General features: G+C 47.1%; 13 protein-coding genes. 6 read left to right on the top strand and 7 right to left on the bottom strand.

From position 1 onward, the window contains the following. Positions 1-265: 265 nt before the first annotated feature. Positions 266-2,926, top strand: a complete 2,661-nt coding sequence (locus RIF36_RS13680; RefSeq protein ID WP_350119377.1) for an ATP-binding protein — start codon at positions 266-268, stop codon at positions 2,924-2,926. A gap of 170 nt (positions 2,927-3,096) precedes the next feature. On the opposite strand, the gene RIF36_RS13675 is transcribed toward RIF36_RS13680, so the two are convergent. The 3 genes from RIF36_RS13675 to RIF36_RS13665 all read right to left on the bottom strand — a co-directional run bounded on the left by RIF36_RS13675 (position 3,097) and on the right by RIF36_RS13665 (position 5,752). After that, on the bottom strand, positions 3,097-3,618 hold the full coding sequence (locus RIF36_RS13675; protein WP_350119374.1) for a DUF2911 domain-containing protein: 522 nt from the start codon (positions 3,616-3,618) through the stop codon (positions 3,097-3,099). A 93-nt stretch (positions 3,619-3,711) separates the two neighbouring features. Next, positions 3,712-4,218, bottom strand: coding sequence for a GNAT family N-acetyltransferase (locus RIF36_RS13670; RefSeq protein WP_350119371.1), 507 nt, complete (start codon positions 4,216-4,218; stop codon positions 3,712-3,714). A gap of 73 nt (positions 4,219-4,291) precedes the next feature. Then, entirely contained in the window at positions 4,292-5,752 is a 1,461-nt protein-coding gene (locus tag RIF36_RS13665; protein WP_350119368.1) for a vanadium-dependent haloperoxidase, read from the bottom strand. A gap of 302 nt (positions 5,753-6,054) precedes the next feature. Here RIF36_RS13665 and RIF36_RS13660 point away from each other — a divergent pair, with 302 nt between their 5' ends. From RIF36_RS13660 to RIF36_RS13640, 5 genes are all read left to right on the top strand, one after another. Further along, complete coding sequence (locus tag RIF36_RS13660) at positions 6,055-7,269, top strand: DUF763 domain-containing protein (RefSeq protein WP_350119365.1); 1,215 nt, start codon at positions 6,055-6,057, stop codon at positions 7,267-7,269. Positions 7,270-7,355: 86 nt separating this feature from the next. Continuing rightward, complete coding sequence (locus RIF36_RS13655) at positions 7,356-7,550, top strand: type II toxin-antitoxin system VapB family antitoxin (RefSeq protein WP_350119362.1); 195 nt, start codon at positions 7,356-7,358, stop codon at positions 7,548-7,550. After that, a complete protein-coding gene (locus RIF36_RS13650; RefSeq protein ID WP_350119359.1) occupies positions 7,547-7,936 on the top strand; it encodes a PIN domain-containing protein in 390 nt (129 codons plus the stop codon). Before RIF36_RS13655 ends, RIF36_RS13650 begins: the two co-directional genes overlap by 4 nt. A 205-nt stretch (positions 7,937-8,141) precedes the next feature. After that, entirely contained in the window at positions 8,142-8,486 is a 345-nt protein-coding gene (locus RIF36_RS13645) for a PadR family transcriptional regulator (RefSeq protein ID WP_350088223.1), read from the top strand. Next, on the top strand, positions 8,476-11,154 hold the full coding sequence (locus tag RIF36_RS13640; protein WP_350119356.1) for an ABC transporter permease: 2,679 nt from the start codon (positions 8,476-8,478) through the stop codon (positions 11,152-11,154). Before RIF36_RS13645 ends, RIF36_RS13640 begins: the two co-directional genes overlap by 11 nt. A gap of 181 nt (positions 11,155-11,335) precedes the next feature. Here the strand turns inward: RIF36_RS13640 and RIF36_RS13635 are convergent, their stop codons facing one another. The 4 genes from RIF36_RS13635 to RIF36_RS13620 all read right to left on the bottom strand — a co-directional run bounded on the left by RIF36_RS13635 (position 11,336) and on the right by RIF36_RS13620 (position 16,408). Then, positions 11,336-13,129 (bottom strand): hypothetical protein, encoded by a 1,794-nt coding sequence (locus RIF36_RS13635; RefSeq protein ID WP_350119353.1) that lies wholly within the window; start codon positions 13,127-13,129, stop codon positions 11,336-11,338. A 226-nt stretch (positions 13,130-13,355) separates the two neighbouring features. Further along, positions 13,356-14,756 carry an alpha/beta hydrolase family protein gene (locus tag RIF36_RS13630; RefSeq protein WP_350119350.1) on the bottom strand — a complete coding sequence of 467 codons (1,401 nt, stop codon included), beginning with the start codon at positions 14,754-14,756 and terminating at the stop codon, positions 13,356-13,358. Positions 14,757-14,959: 203 nt separating this feature from the next. Then, entirely contained in the window at positions 14,960-15,763 is an 804-nt protein-coding gene (locus tag RIF36_RS13625; protein WP_350119347.1) for a DUF2306 domain-containing protein, read from the bottom strand. 60 nt (positions 15,764-15,823) lie between these two features. Further along, positions 15,824-16,408: a Crp/Fnr family transcriptional regulator gene (locus RIF36_RS13620; RefSeq protein WP_350119344.1), complete on the bottom strand. Its 585-nt coding sequence runs from the start codon at positions 16,406-16,408 to the stop codon at positions 15,824-15,826. Positions 16,409-16,416 lie beyond the last annotated feature (8 nt).

The following is a 16,416-nucleotide window of genomic DNA, read 5'->3' as shown; positions in this document are numbered from 1 at the left end:
TCCTCTCTCCTTTATAGTCTCTAAAATCAACTAAAAGTGCTGAAAATCAGTTTAATACCTTCTAAGTGTTTTTGACTATGACTGTTCATTTACGTTATTTTGCAGCTACTATCTCGAAACCAACGGCTCAATTAGTAACCTTTTCGAAGCTTTCTGGATGATGATATATCGTTAAAATTTTGTATTATATAGTGATCTTTTGACAAGGGTAAGCTATGACTCTTGATCAGAAGAGACTTCGATCTATCCGACCTTAGTTCAATCAATGCCTCCTTTTAGATGTTTCGCTTTGTTGTGTTTTTCCTTGTGCATCAGCAGCACAGGCCTAAGCCAGCTATCGACTACCGATAGTCTTGAACAGGTGTTGTTGACGTCAAAAAATGAAGCAAAAGTTGATGTTCTCAATCAGCTCACCTACGAGTTCATCACCGTCGATAATGAGAAGGTTCAACAGTACAATGGACAGGCGATTGAATTAAGCAAGAAGATTGCCTATCGCAAGGGAGAAGCCGTAGCCTATACGTACAAAGGTGTTAATGAATACCTCTCCGGATTTCTTGCCCCTGCCCATGTTCACTTACACAAGGGTCTGCGACTGTCGCAGCAGATCGGAGACCCGAAAAACGCAGGCTACTCGCTTCTCCAGCTTGGCAACCTGTCGCTGGAAGAAGTAGCCACCGATTCAGCCCTGTATTTCTTCAACAAGGCCCTTGCCTATTTTGAAGACGGGTCAGATCCTGCTACGCTCTCAAAAATTTACCGCAACATGAGTGCTGCTTACGGACAGCGACACGATATTAACAAGCAGCAAACATACCTCGACAGCGCCATTGCACTACGCAAAACACTGCCTAAAAAAGCCCTGCTGATTGAAGCCCTTCTGCTAAAGGCGAATAACAACATTAGAAGCAACAATGTAATTGCCGCAGACAGCATTCTTTCGGCTGCAGAAAAGATTGCGGCCAGCGCCAACGAGTATGAAGAAAGCCGTTTTGACATTCTTCATATCAAGGGGCTAATCTTGTTTAAAAAAGGCGATGTGGACGGCGCAATGACCCTCATGGACTCTGCCAGCAGCTTTTTTTTGGAAAAGTCACTCATCCGCAAATATATAACCCTGCAAATGGACCTCAGTCTGGAATTTGCCCACCGAGCTGAGTACGAGCTAGCCCTTGATCATTTGTATCCTGCCCTTGAGCTCTGCAAGCTGCGTGGTTACAATGCAGAAGTTCGCAGCATTATCACCACCATGGGATGGATCCACTATCGATTGGGTGACTTCCCTCAAGCCGTGGTGCTGGCAGATGAAGTCATAGCTCTGCAAACTAACACCCAACTGAGAGCGGAAATCGGTACGTCTTTTCTACTAAAGGGGGCAACGCTAACAGAATTAGGCAGGTTTGATGAGGCACAAACCAATCTGGACTCAGCATTCTATGTTTTTCAGGCAGTTGATGCCAAAAGGGGGAGCAGCGACGCCCTGATGTATTTGGGTTATCTGAGGGTGAAGCAACAGATGTATGAAGAGGCACTGCTCTATTACGGCCGGAGTCTCGATCTTGCTGAAGAAGCTCGTTCAGACTACAGCCTTGCGCAAGTTAACTGGGGGCTGGCTGATGCCTACTTTAAGCTAAAAAAATTCAAAGCGTCGACTTACTTCCTCGACAAGGCTGAGTACTATTGCGGTTTGACTGAAGCCAATGAGGTATTGATTATGTGCTTCAACACCCGGCGGGATCTGCTGGCTGCTCAAGGACAATTCGAAGCCTCCCTGGCCTACTCTATGAAGGCTAGTCAGTTAAAGGACTCGTTGCACAAATCTGATATAGGCAGAAAGTTCGCCAACCTTGAAAAGATGCACCAGATTGACCAGCGAGACAGGGATATCAGGGCATTACAGCAAGAAAAGCAGCTGGCTGACAATCAGATTGCCCTACAGAAATCGAAGCTGGATCAGCAGTTTCTGCTATTGATCGTGGGCCTCGCCGGCCTCGCACTGCTTAGCTTTGTGGCCATTGCCTATTATCGCTTCTATAGAAGAATTAAGGCATTGCACTTCACTATTGTGGAAAAAAACCAGCGCATTCAGGTGCAATCGGAAGAGCTTGCTGCCAACAACGAAAGGATCAGCGAGCTTAACCGGGGTCTCGAGCAGCTGGTGGAAGAGAAAACAAACGAGCTTGTGAAAACCAACCAGGAGCTTGTTAAATATAACAATGAGCTGGTGCAGTTTTCGTATACGGTCTCTCACCATATTCGTGGGCCGGTCGCCCGGTTGCTCGGCTTGTCCGATTTGGCAAGCAGAGAGCAGGATGACACAAGTTCAAAGCAACTAGTCGGGCTAATGGGCACCACGGCAGAAGACCTTGATCAAATCATTAAAGACTTAGGGCAGCTTCTGGATCTACGAACGACACCCAGTCATTATCGAGAGCATGTGAACCTGGAAAAGGAGTGGCAGGAGAGTATTCGCTCATTGAAAGAAAGTCTCACAGGGAGTGAGACAATTGAGAGTGATTTTTCGACGCTGCCCGAGATATTCACTGTGCAGTCTATGATTCAAAGCATTTTTCATAACCTACTTAGCAACGCTATCAAGTACCAGTCGTGGGACAGAAGCCTGGTGGTAAAAGCAAAAAGTTGGGAAGTAGACGACAGTGCAGTCATACAAATCACCGACAATGGGCTGGGGTTTGACGCTGTGCTTTACAAAAAACAGCTATTTAAGCTCTACAAGCGATTTCACACGCACGTAGAGGGGCGTGGGATAGGCCTGTACCTCGTAAAAGCACAGCTTGAGATATTGCACGGGTCGATAGAAGTTGAGTCAGCGCCCGATGAAGGTACTTCCGTTACGATCACAATTCCTCTGGAAGGCAAGAAAGAGGCGCTTGCCAATAAGCAATTTGATACCACCGAAAGGTGAGCCAAGGAGTATAAGGGGAATCAACAGTATTTATTGCCTGGTTCATCGGTTAGCTTTCCAAAACAACAGGCTTATGCCGGACCGGCAAAGCAGACCACAAAAAAATACCCGCTGGTGAAGATTCAAAATCCACAAGCCAGCGGGTATTCTGTATGAGAAGAAAACGCTTCCTATTTTAACGGTACTGATGCCTTCAGCTTCTCCCATGCTATGGTAAAGCTATCTCCTGCCACCGCATAAGAAAGCGACTCCTGCATGTCGGCTGCCATAGGTGTAGTCTTCACTATGAAAACATCACTCTCAGGTTTTCTGGTGCTGGTGCCGTCTCTGTTAATACCCCATTGCCCCACTTCTTTGTTGAATATCACCTGCCATTCCTTTTCACTCGGAATGATGTAGATGCTGTACTTGCCTTTGGCAAGTTTGTTGCCACCTACCATGATGTCTTTGTCAGTTTCAAAGGTAGTAGCATTGTTGGCTCCTGCTCGCCAAACCTTGCCGTAGGGCACAAGTCCACCCCAAATCTCTCTGCCATTTGCTGAAGGGCTGCTGTACTCAATGGTAATGTTTGCATCGCCAACCTTTCCATTGGCGGTCATTTTGGGGCTTTTAGGCTGCGCCTGAGCATAAACAAGTGCAGCAAAAACAAAAAGGACTGAAAGTCCGAAAACTTTAATTGAAGTACTTTTCATGTTGGATAAGTTATGAGTAAACTGGAAATAATTGTAACCGGTTGATTTCAGATGGAAGATACAATAATTACAAGAAATATCTTAACCAAAACATTACAACCTATGCTCCAATAAGGTCAGCCCGAGTCTCCGGTTATGGACAGGCAACTCCTCACTATCGGGCGTAATATAGTTCTCGACGAAGGTGAAGCCGAATCTCTGATAGTAGTTGACAATGGTAGGGTTGTTTGCCCAGGTGTCCATTCTTACAGCGCTAAGACCTTTGTGCCTGGCATGGCTCTTCGCCCAATCCATAACGTGACCAAAAAGCCTCTGTCCTTTGAAAGCAGGGTTCACCACAATACGGTGCAGATAAACGGCGTCGCCCTGATCCATCGCCCGCCAGATTACCTTGTCGGCGTAAGCAACACTGAAAACAATCAGTACATCGTCTCCGGCAACCACCTTGTACTGATTGCCTTGCTCAATGTCTCTGATGATTGCTCCCTTGTCGTAGTTGCGCCAGACTGGGTAGCCTTTTGCCTCCTGATACCTGATTGATTCTTCGAACAGATGGAAGATAAAAGGAAGGTCGGATAATTGTGAGTTGGCAACTTTCATTTGAGCAATGTGGTGTCGAAAGATGAAAATTACCAGGCAATTTCCACCAACAATTCATACCATTAACTACCTCCTACTCCTCTCCCACATGCATCTTATAGAACTTCCAGGCCTCTCTCGCCACCTCACGGCCCAGCTTAAGTCCTTCAATATTGTCGGATTGGATATGATACCCCCCAAGCACCCTGGAGATGCCAGCCATTTCAGCCGTTTGAGTGAATGTTGGAAATCGCAAAGTTACGGTGTCACCGAGGTTGTCAGGTTCCGTCATAGCGCCCGCCACTAAAACCGACTCGGAGCCAAACTCATCGCTGCCCGTCCATAGCTTTAGCGCTTCAGCACAGCCACCGCTGATGGTGCTATGGCCAGAAACATAGCTGGGAAATGGCGGGCATAGAAAGGTTTCGGGAGAATAGGGTCGCCATTGACTGCCTGTCATTTCAATCATGCCCTTTCCCTCACCGCCCCAGGCTTTGATCTTTTGGTCATCGTAGTATTGATGCACCAACGCATAAGGTCTTGCATAATCGTAGAACATCTTTGAATCCCAGGAAGCAATAAAGGCGTCCATGGCTGCTACCTGATTGTAGAAGTACATCTTCACATCCTGGTCAAGGGTGTGGTTGTCCCGTACAGACACGTCCTGAGCAAACTTCAACCAGTGCCCGGCCTGCTGCACCGACTGCGGGCCGTCCCGCATAAATTCCACAAGAGCCTTCTGCTCGTCGGTGAGGTTGGCCTGCATATCTATTACCTCCCACACCTCTTTTTCCAGTTGTTCAGACCCTACCATGGGTGGCGGTCCCGGGCGAAACTGATCTCCTGACTTCAGCGCCACTGGCTTTACTTTGTCCCAGAAAGGCGTGAGGCAACCCGGTGCATACTTCCCCCCCTTGCCATCGGAGAAATACTTGGGCTGCCAGCGATTCGGATCCACATTCTTATCAACGGTGTTTACCGGCGCATAGCCAGTATAGTCGTAATAGGGCTGACCACCGGAACCTTCTTCCTCTGCATATTGATTGGCACCGTCGCCTTTTCGTGCTTCAATCACTGCTTTGGCAGCCAGGTTGCCTATTCCCTCTGGTGTAGTGGCGTCCAGCGATTCGTTATCGGGGTCAAGCCCCAACTCCTTCATAAAATCCCGGAACATGGGCTCGTCAGAAAAATAGTATTCATTCATTGCCCGGAAAGCTGCGTAGCTGATAGCAACCTCTTTATTTTTCAGAGTTTGTTCATCGGCAGGTCTTCGTTCAACTCCGGAAAGGTAAACAGGCGTTGCTTTTTCGTCGTACCTGGACCATGCGTCAAAAACTGACACAAAGATCAGCCCCAGGTAACGGGAAGTAATAGTAGGACGTGGCCTGAACTTTTCCGTGTCGTTCGCAGTAGCCTTCAAGGCCATTTTGCCCCATTTGTAGGCGACATTGTCCACGCCAGTAGGTTCTACAGTTTGATCGGAAGATCGTTGATCAGTTGGCTGGCAGTTTAGTAAAAGCGCTGAGAACAGGAAGACGGTGACAATTTTTTTCATGACAGATGGTCAGCGTTGACCGGCCAATGACGATAATGCTCATTCAGCCAGGCATAAGCTTCAATACATTTTGAGTAGGTATAAAGCGGCTATTTTATTGAATTTACGTCGGAATGTAAAGGAATATCGATGATGCAGGCGTTTTTTACCCAAAAAATTTAAAGGTCATGGGCTTTCAAATCGGCCTTGCCATTGGTTCCAAAGCGCCAATCAGGTGAAGGGAATGAAAAGCATGTGTGCAAATCCGACTTTTTTATTGGTCAAAAAAAAGTATACAGCTTAATAGCCTTAACTTTAGACATATGCAACGCTCAGGCCACGCCGATCTCCCTCTTCACTATGGCACAGTGCCCCGCTGGCTGGCGGAGCGCATGTCTCTGTTAGGTGGCGCCATAGTAGAAGCCATTGTGCTGGAGTATGGTAAAGCAGAGGTGATCAAGCGCCTGAGCGACCCTGCCTGGTTTCAATCGCTGGGCTGCGTAATGGGCATGGACTGGCATTCATCGGGTATTACAACGTCTGTAATGGGTGCCTTAAAGTCGTCAATCAACCCGATTTCGAAGGAACTTGGCATCTACATCTGTGGCGGTCGGGGCAAGCACAGCCGCAACACCCCGAATGAGCTCATGGCTATTGCTGACAAAACAGGCCTCAACGGCGCTGAGTTGGTTCGAAGTAGTCGGCTTTCGGCCAAAGTGGACAATACGGCTATTCAGGATGGGTTCCAGATTTATCTTCATTCTTTCGTGCTAACTGATACGGGAGAATGGTCTGTTGTCCAGCAGGGAATGAATGATGCCACTGGCTATGCAAGAAGATACCACTGGCATTCTTCTGAATTGAAGAGCTTTACCGAAGAGCCTCATACGTTTGTATATGGCCGAAACCAGGGGCAGATACTAAATCTTACGGCCAGGGAAGCTGACAAATCAAAGAATGGAATCATCGCTATTTCGAAAGAGCATCCAGACAAAATGCTTGCCGAGATCAAAAAGATCAAACTTCCCTCCCATCATGATGTGCAAGCGAAGGATGTTGACCTCAAACGACTGGGTGCTGTGCTGGTGCTTGCGCAGGAGTTGCCTACACATGATTTTGAAAACCTGCTGCTTCTTGAGGGCCTTGGTCCACGTACGCTCCAATCGTTAACTCTGGTGAGCGAGGTAATCCATGGCACCCCCTCCCGCTTCAGCGACCCTGCCAGGTTTAGTTTCGCTCATGGTGGAAAAGACGGGCATCCTTTTCCCGTGCCGACTAAGATATACGACGAGAGTATTGACGTGCTGCGAACTTCAATTGAAAAAGCAAAGCTGGGCCACAGCGACAAGTTAAAAGCATTGAATTCGCTGACAAAAGCAGCACAGGCATTGGAAAAAGACTTTGAGCCAACAGGCAGTCTTGACGACGTGATCAGGCAGGAAAGAGAGAATAGCTGGCGCTACGGAGGCAGAACGGTGAAGGGAAAGGCAAAACCGCCAAAGAGCTTAAAGGGTGGACAGCTGGGGTTGTTTGAGTGAATGGCCCGGCATTGTTATTTTCAATCAGTGAACTCATAGGCAAATACACCGTTTTATATGCTATCTTGCATATAAATTGATGTACTATGAGAACTACTCTGGATTTACCCGATGGGCTAATCGATAAAGCCATGAAGATATCCGGCGCAAAAACCAAAAGTCAGCTGGTAACGGAAGCCCTGGAGGAGATGATTAATCGAAATCAAAGGTTAAAGCTCATATCATTTAAAGGGAAAATTGACCTTGATATTGACCTCGATCGGCTACGGGAACGAGAATGAGACTAAGTCCCAAAATATTAGTCGATAGCTCTATCTGGATTGACTTCTTCAGGCTGGGAAATTACGAAAGGCTGGAAGCATACATACGGGAAGATCTTGTATGCACAAATGAACTCATTTTAACAGAGCTTCTTCCACCCCTGGAGAAATTAAAGCAAACCGACGTAATCAATAGTCTGCATGCTATCCCGTTAGTTGAATTGGATATTGATTGGTCTCTCATCAGAAAATATCAGGCACTGAATATCAGCAACGGCGTAAATAAAGTTGGGATACCCGATTTAATTATTGTGCAGCAAGTTATTGAACACAATTTGACGCTACTGAGCAAAGACAAACACTTCGGGCTCACGCAACATTACCTTTCCTTCGAACTGATTCAATAAAATCCTTCCTATAAAATTTAAATCTTCACGACGAGGCAGATGAAGTTTTAAAGTTGAAGGCAGCAATCAACTCGTAGCCCTTATCTTTTTACACAAAAGCTGCAACCCAATTCTTCTTTTAACGTCTAGCCATATATTAAATATACATTTAGGGTTTTTATGCCTTTCTATTTTATATACATTTAGGACATTAAAGGCAAATCTTATGAATAATTATCAATTGGGCGAATTTGAAGAGGTTGTGTTGTTAACCGTGGCCATCTTGAATGAAGATGCCTATGGTGTCAACATCAAACAAGAAATTGAAATGCGGATGAAACGCAAAGTAAGTACGGGTGCTATGCAAACAGCCCTTCGCAGAATGGAAGCCAAGGGCTACCTGGCCTCCGAGTTTGGCGAAGCGACTGCTGTAAGAGGCGGCAAGAGAAAGCGCTATTTCAAGATCACTCCTTTTGGTGTGAAAGCCCTGGAGCACTATAAAGAAACAAGAATGAGCCTTTGGGATGCCATACCAGGTGCTGTATTTGATTTGAAGGTCAGTGGAAGATAGAAAAACAAAATATTACCCACCCAACTGGGCCACCAAATGGTTTCTTTGGTTCTGTCATGCCGACTTTGCCGAGGATATACTTGGTGACCTGGAAGAGGAATATCAATTCCATGAGCCAGCAGTGAGCAAGCTAATGGCCGACTTTTGGTTTGTGAGGCAGGTGGCTGGTATGATGCGGCCCTCACTGATCAAGCCGTTTCTCCCCTTTTTGAAACTCAACAATAAATTGGATATGATTAAGAATTACATCAAAATCGGACTGCGCAACCTCACCAAATACAAGGTGAGTACCGCTATTAACCTGCTGGGGCTTTCCACCGGCATGGCTGCCTTTATTCTCATCGCTTTGTTTGTGAAAGACGAACTTAGCTACGACCGCAACCATGAACATGCAGATGAGATTTTCAGAATAACGATTAAGAACTTCTCGGGCGACGGTGAGACACTGTCCCGTCATTGGGCGTTCGCTTCCGCTGGTCACGGCCCCCGCATTAAGGAAGACTTTCCAGAGGTGACTCATGCCACCCGTTTCTTTCCCTGGGCTTTCCCGGACGTTATTTATGGTGATAAAAGACTGCCTGGTGAGCAGGTCGTGTTTGCCGACCCTGACGTTTTTGATATTTTCACCTTCCCTTTTTTGCAGGGAAACAAAGAGTCGGCCTTCAGCAACGAGACTTCTATGGTTATCTCGGAAGATGCTGCCATCAGAATTTTTGGCAACGACTGGAGAGAGCAGGACATTGTTGGCAAGAATGTGAAAATTGAAGCCAGAGGTGCCGGACTATCGCTCCAAATCACCGGGGTGATGGAGAATATGCCCCGTCAGCAGCATTTTCATTTCGACTACCTGGCCCCTTTTGCCATTTATGAAAATTTCGTCAATAACCCAGATGCCATTAATAATGTAACGGGGAATTACAACTACCTGACTTACGTAAGACTCAACGATGCGGAGGCGGCCACCGCAGTAGAGGCTGGCGGAGATGCTTTTTTCGACAAGCACATTGCCGATATCAGAGGGGTAAAAGCCCACAACTACTACGGACTGGTGCTGCAACCACTCACCGACATTCACCTAACCTCCAACATTTCTGGGGAGATAGAAAACAATGGCAGCATGTCGCAGGTGGTGATATTCTCTGTGATCGGTGTTCTACTCATCGTGGTGGCTTGCATCAACTATATGAACCTGGCTACCTCCCGTTACACCCGCAGGATGAAGGAAATCGGCGTTCGTAAATCAATTGGCGCTTCAAGAGGCTCGCTGATCAGCCAGTTTCTTACTGAGTCGGTCATACTCACATTGATTTCGTTTCCTCTTGCGGTCGGCCTGGCCACCATTGCCTTGCCATCGGTGAATGCCTTTATGGATAAGCAGCTATCGATCAATTTCCTCCAGGATTTTGGCCTATTTTTGAGTGTATTCGGTTTATTGGCCCTGGTGGCCATGCTGGCTGGTATTTATCCCGCCATTTACCTTTCGGGGCTGGACACCATCCGCTCTCTTAAAGGAGAATCGACTTTCAGAACTGGTAAAGTGAACTTCCGTTCCGTACTGGTTACGTTCCAGTATGTGGTCACTATCGCTATTATTTTCTCGCTGGCGGTACTCAACGCACAAATGGGATTTATATTCAACTCTGACCCTGGCTTCGACAAAGAAAGCGTGCTGGATGTTTCGCTATCGAACGATATATATGGTAAAAAGGACGCTTTCCGAAATGAACTGCTTGCCAATCAGAACATCATACACGCCACTTTTGTGTCTCGGATTCCGACAGGTAACCTGCTCGACTCTCAGGGAGCAAGCATCTTTCTCGGCGATTCGCTTACACCTGTGAATTTCAGACTGCCCTATATCGTTGCCGATGAAAATTTCATCACTACCTACGGAATAGAAATGGCCGCAGGAAACGACTTCGAAAGGTATATGGACTCCGATTCAATTGGTTATTTTATCGTCAACGAGGCTGCGGCAAAGGCAATGGGCTTCCCCAGCGCAGAAGACGCCATCAACCGTTCGATGAACTATGGTGGCACCGACGGAAAAATTATCGGCGTCATGAAGGACTTCCACTTTGAATCGCTTCACAGCGAAATAGGCCCCATGATCATGGTTAAGAATGATAATTACCGCAGGATTTCTCTCAAAATAAACCCGGTAAACCTTTCAGAAACAATAGCCTTTGTGGAGCAGACCTGGGCTAAATTTGACCAGAAGAACACTATCAACTACAATTTTGTCGATGAGTCATTCGAAAACCAGTATCAGGGCGAGGAAAGGCTCAGCACCATGTTCAAAGCATTTGCTGTGCTGGCTGTGTTGATTAGCTGCCTGGGAATGCTGGGAATGGTCACCTTCATCGTCGAGCGCAAAACGAAGGAGATTGGTATTAGAAAGGTGTTGGGAGCAAAATCGTCACATATCGTTTGGCTGGTGAGTCAAAATTTCATCTGGCTTATCAGCGTGTCTGCGCTCGTGGCACTGCCAATTGGCTACTACTTCATGAGCGGCTGGCTTGACACGTTTGCTTATCAGGTAACCATTTCTCCTGTCCTTTTTGTGGTTCCTATTTTAGCGGTTGTATTGATTACCCTGCTCACTATACTTTACAGAACCATCAAGGCGGTGTACATCAACCCGGTGAAGTACTTAAGAAGTGAATAAAGAGGCTGTCTAAGTCAATAAAAAAGAGGCTGAATGAAACAGCCTCTTTTTTATTATCACGACACGTTATTCATCGAATAAGGCTATTCCCACAATTCTCCCATAAACATGACATCACTCAAGTCTACCCTTCCACTCTTTAAAAAAGCATAGGTCAACTTGCAGGGATTCTTTTATTGCTCTACATGCCGACTTCGGCTGAGCGTTGGTTGCACTTATTGATTAGCTGCACTTTCCATTGATAACCGGGATAGTTAGCATCAAGCGACTGCCGGGCCGACTTGCCTTCCTGACAGGTTTTGATGGTAATGGCAACCACTCCTGCATTGATGGTTCCAGAAACCAGTTCGGCATCGTAACCATTGGCTGCGATTTGCCAGGTAGATGCGGGAGAGTCCAGAAAATACAACCGGGTGGGATAACAGGCATCAGCTAGCTCGCAGTAACCAAAACCATCATAGGCAATGATGCCGGGGCCATCGGCGGTAAAAGAAATCAGTATAGCAATTTTATCACTATTGCTACCATCGGGGTATCCACAGCTGAAGGATACGCCGGTAATAACAGGCGCCGTGGAAATACCTTCGCCACAATCGATTACCTTCAGATGACTATCTACGTCCCACTCAATGGGGTCAATGTAATCTTCGGTATAAGTAAAACGGGCAGTAAAATCCTGGTCAGCGTCAACATTACTCGTAAACACTGCCATATACTGTCCATCTACCCATTGCAAAGATCCAGTCACATCAGCATTGTCGACCACGTGAAGGCTCATGTTCTGAAAAGCTGGCGTAAGCGTGCTCTCCTTTAGAGGCAGCATAGCTGGGAAGTTCCCGAATTCGGCCATATAGCTGTTCCAAAACTCGGTAAGTATGTTGTAGGCCAGTACAAAATTTCGATACAGGCTCACCTCTGAATTGAGGTCGGAAGGTTGCAGGTTGCGCATGCGCAGGTTCACATTTACCTTGCGTAGCTGACCGTTTTCAAAAGTCTCTTGTGCTGTCCGCTGAAATTCAGCCGTTAAGCTTTTCTGAACGGCCACCATGCTATCGTCAAAAAGGTCGAGCACCGCCTGGACGGCAATTTCTTTTTGTTTAATGATCTGGTTGCGAAAGATGGCGATGCCTAAAGTGGCTCCGGCAGAGGCCCACAGTTTGGTACCCACCACGCCGCCCGGAATGAGCGCCCCCAGCTCTACCATCACAAGGGCCGGGCCGCCTACCACGGCACCAATTTTGGCCAACGCAAAGGTTAAAGTGAGGAGTTTTTGCCTGGTTGCGGCATCCACCATCACTCTTCCTCCGTTCGAGCCTTCGGCCAATCGAAGTTCAGCCAAAGACGACTCAATTTCATCGAAAAGGTAGCGGTTGACAGCAATAAAGCTGGCGGCTTCCTTTATTTCCTCGGCGGTAGCCTGCTGTAACATTTGCAGGGTTTCGGCCTGTGCCTGCTGCAGGGCCTTTAGAGTGGCGTCAGCGGCTTCTCTGCTTTTGGTGCCTGCCGCTATCTGGGCATCGAGGGAAGCTTCCAGCTGGCCAAAATTGGCCTGTTTCACAAATTCATCGAGATACACCGCCGGCTCAGTTACTTCTGACGCCGCAGTTACCTTCATCTCTAGGTCAAGCAACTTCCCTTCGACAGTAGCTTTCAGGCTAAATGTTCCGGCAATATTCGGCACCATGGCAATGAGCAATGTATCGTTTGCCCGGCCAATTGTTATGTCCTCCGAGCCAAACTGACCAGTGTAATGTGCTTGTGAGAGCTTTGTGTCTTTGACAAAAATGGAGACTACTTCGTATGCCTGTACGTCTGTTTTGGGTGCATATGCCTCGAGTCCGGGCAAGACCTCATCAGGTGTTAGAAGATGGCAGGATGATAATCCAAGTAACAAATAACCAATCAGCACCGTCGGCGCAAGAAACCTGATTTTCATAGATGAAAGGACAACGAATGGGTAGTCCTCGTTCGGCATTCGTTGGATCGAATATGATCATTAATTCCCAGGAGCAAAGCGCTGCGAATCAACTATTTTTTGAGCGGCCTCTGAAGCGGTGCCACCTGAGCTTCGGGTAGGATAAATGCGAAGCTGTCAAAGCTCCCTTCCGGCTATTGCGCTTGCCTGCCAACCAATTAAAGAGGTTACTCTTGCGGTAATGGCTAGAGTAAATCTTTTATTTGGCACGTTCCTCTGAGCACTCCTATTTCGTTTGTCCCACTATCCAATCGGATACCTCCGTCAGGGCCATGGGAGAAAAGGTTTGCTCTATGACGGCGTATTCGGCCAGGGAGCCCGTTTTGCTTTCCTGAAACAGATGATTCAGGCCAGGCAACTCCTTGATCGTCGCCTTCTTATTTCCTCCTTTGTTTAATGCTTTTTTAATGGCTTCCAGGTTCTCCTTTGGTGGCACCTGCAAGTCGTTTTCTCCATTGAGCGCCAAAACAGGACATTTTACCTTTTCCAGGGCCGGTGCCGGATCATACTTGATAAAATACTGCATCCAGGGACTTACCAGCTGACTCACCTGCAAGTTCACAAAGTCATCCACATTCATGCCCTGCGGCAATGCGCCGCTTCCGCTTTCTTTCAGAGCGCTGCTGAGGTAGTTCGTTAGGTTTGTTTTTAGCTGTTCGGTGTTGGTAGCGCTGGCCACCATCTCAAATGCCTTTTTGCTGATTGACTGGTTCTTCTGCAAAACGTCATCGTTAAGCCCCGATGCTTTCCCAATCAGTTGCTGTTGTGCCAAAAGTAGCTGATCGCCTGGGATGCCAGTTCCAGCCAAAAGTACGATGAAAGCGACGTCTTTGGAGCGGGCAGCCACCATTGGTGCTATGAGCCCTCCCTCGCTATGACCAATTAGCCCTATTTTACGCTTGTTTATTTCCTTTCGTGCTTTCAAATAGTCGATAGCTGCTTCCACGTCCGTGGCAAAATCCGCACTGGTAGCGGATTTAAAATCTCCTTGCGACGAAGCAGTTCCTCTGTCGTCAAAACGCAACACGGCAATACCATTTCTTGTTAAGTAATCGGATAGAACTAGAAACGGTTTATGCCCTGCCAGCTCCTCATCCCTGTTTTGCGGACCACTGCCGCTTATTAAGATAGCCACGGGGAACAGGCCAGCCTCTTTAGGTAGCGTCAGTGTCCCCGCCAGGAAAATGCCTGCTTTCTTATTCTCAAACGTGATGTCCTCGGAGTGGTAGGGATAGGGCTTTATTGGCTCTTGTGGTCTAACAACCCTTTCCTTTTCAACGATATCCTTTGATAGATTCATGGCAAAAGATTGACCAGCTTGCTTGAAGTTTCCAACCACCACACCGTCGCTGCCTAACTCGCCTTCATACACAATTCCAGCATTTGCGACGATAAGTTTCAAAGTGGCATTTTCAAAACTTGTGGTGGTAACGGGTATTCCTCTGGCCCCCTGGTCGGGACTGTCCATTGTGGATCGGTAGCCATCTCCAACCTTGTTGATATTAAACACAACCCTTAATTGTATTCCCTGCACTTTCAGGATACCATTCCACTGTCCTGTTATGTCTTGCCCATACGTTGATACAGCTATCAGGATCATCAATAACAATGCGACCAGGCTTTTCATGTTTGGGCTTTTTTAAGTATTGACTAAAAGCGGGAATGTGGATCGGAGCCTTTCTCAAAAATGATTTTGGTAGGTAATAATAGTAAAATATTTAAAGAGAATGATTGTTTCCCGTTGAGAAAAAGAGGTTACTCTTGTGGTGCTGGCTAGAGTAACCCCTTTAATCAACAGGTTCAGTTGAGTAAACGCCTCCCTTTCTACACCTACATCCTTGGCACCCACAACCCAATGGTAGCTGCGACAATGCCCAGGGCAGTGCCTATAGTGATCAAAAAAACGAGGCCGGAAAACGCCCATTTTGTTGCGGACACCTGTGACTTTTTAGCCAAAAAATAGAAAGCCACAATGGCTTGCGGAAAGACGTAGACCATGAAGCCAAGAAAGTTCAAGAATGGCCCGGTGAAAGTTTCGGGGTCAAAACCTACAGGTGCTCTCCATGCCATGATCCACAACATCAGGAATACCCGGAACAGCCAAACGCCACTCATTGCCAGGAATAAATGTACTGCCCATTGATTGTGTGAAGCGATGTTTCTGCGAATAGCATTTTTCACGGCAAAAAAGGCGCAAATCATAATAATTACAGCATTCATGGTGATAACCACAGAACCTTCCAGCCCTCCAACAGACCCTTTTATCCAGCTGAGGTACAGGCCTGCCAGGCTGATAATAAAGGCAGAGGCAATGTAAATGCGTCCACTAGCTCTGTGAAACCTGGGCGCATAGCTGCGAACCTTTGGAACGAGCTGCATAGGACCTAAAATGGTGATGATGGCTGCCAGGGCTACATGTAAGCCAAAGATGGTATTACCCAACAGGTCGCCCTTGATGTAGAAGTGTCCTGTGGCGCTATTCCACCTTTCAAAGTCACCGAGAGCCGCCGACTTCCAGTAGAGCATGAGCACGTAACAGGCAAAGATCATTTGCCCTATTACCGCCACTACAAACCACGACTTTGCGGCAAGATCCACAGCCTTCGTTACTGCGGAATGATTCTGTACTTTCATATTGAGTTTTTTTGACCAGACAATAATAGCTGACCAAAAAGCAAGCACACTTAACAATTGTTAGGAAAGCAACTCCCGCCTGATGCGACTCAGGCTCTCGGGCTTGATGCCCAGGTAAGAGGAGATGTATTTGAGCGGGACGTTTTTTGGAATGTTTGGCCTTTCGTCAACCAGCTTGAGGTAGCGCTGCTCGGCGCTGAGGGTAGCAAGGTCAGTCGTTCTTTGCTTGTCTTCTTCCATGAGCTTCTGAAAAAGTAATAAAGCGTAGTCTTTTGCGGTCAAACCAGTGGCCACCGTGATGTCAAAACCTTCCTTGGTGATTCTAAGCAGCTCGCAGTCGGTGATACAATGAAGGCTCTCGTTGGAAACGGTTTGGTTAGCAAAGTGAAAATAAGAAGTGAAAAACCTTGGGCCATCGTTCAGGTCGACTGTTACTTCTTCCCCTTTTTCATCAAGCCGGAAATTCCTCATATAGCCCGACACGATGAAATTGTGGTATTTGGGCACTTTTCCAGCTTCTTCAAGTATGGTATCTTTTGGCACCCAAAGCGGGGTAAAATACTGTCTGCATTGCTCCTTGTCACTTTCAGGCATGGTAAGAATCTGTTCCACATAACTAAAAAATGTTTCGAAGTAGTGGTTCATTGTGCGTG

Origin of the sequence: Imperialibacter sp., assembly GCF_040222815.1 — a bacterium.
Classification (GTDB): Bacteria; Bacteroidota; Bacteroidia; order Cytophagales; family Cyclobacteriaceae; genus Imperialibacter.
The sequence above is the reverse complement of the archived record's forward strand: the minus strand, read 5'-3'. Positions and strand labels throughout refer to the sequence as shown.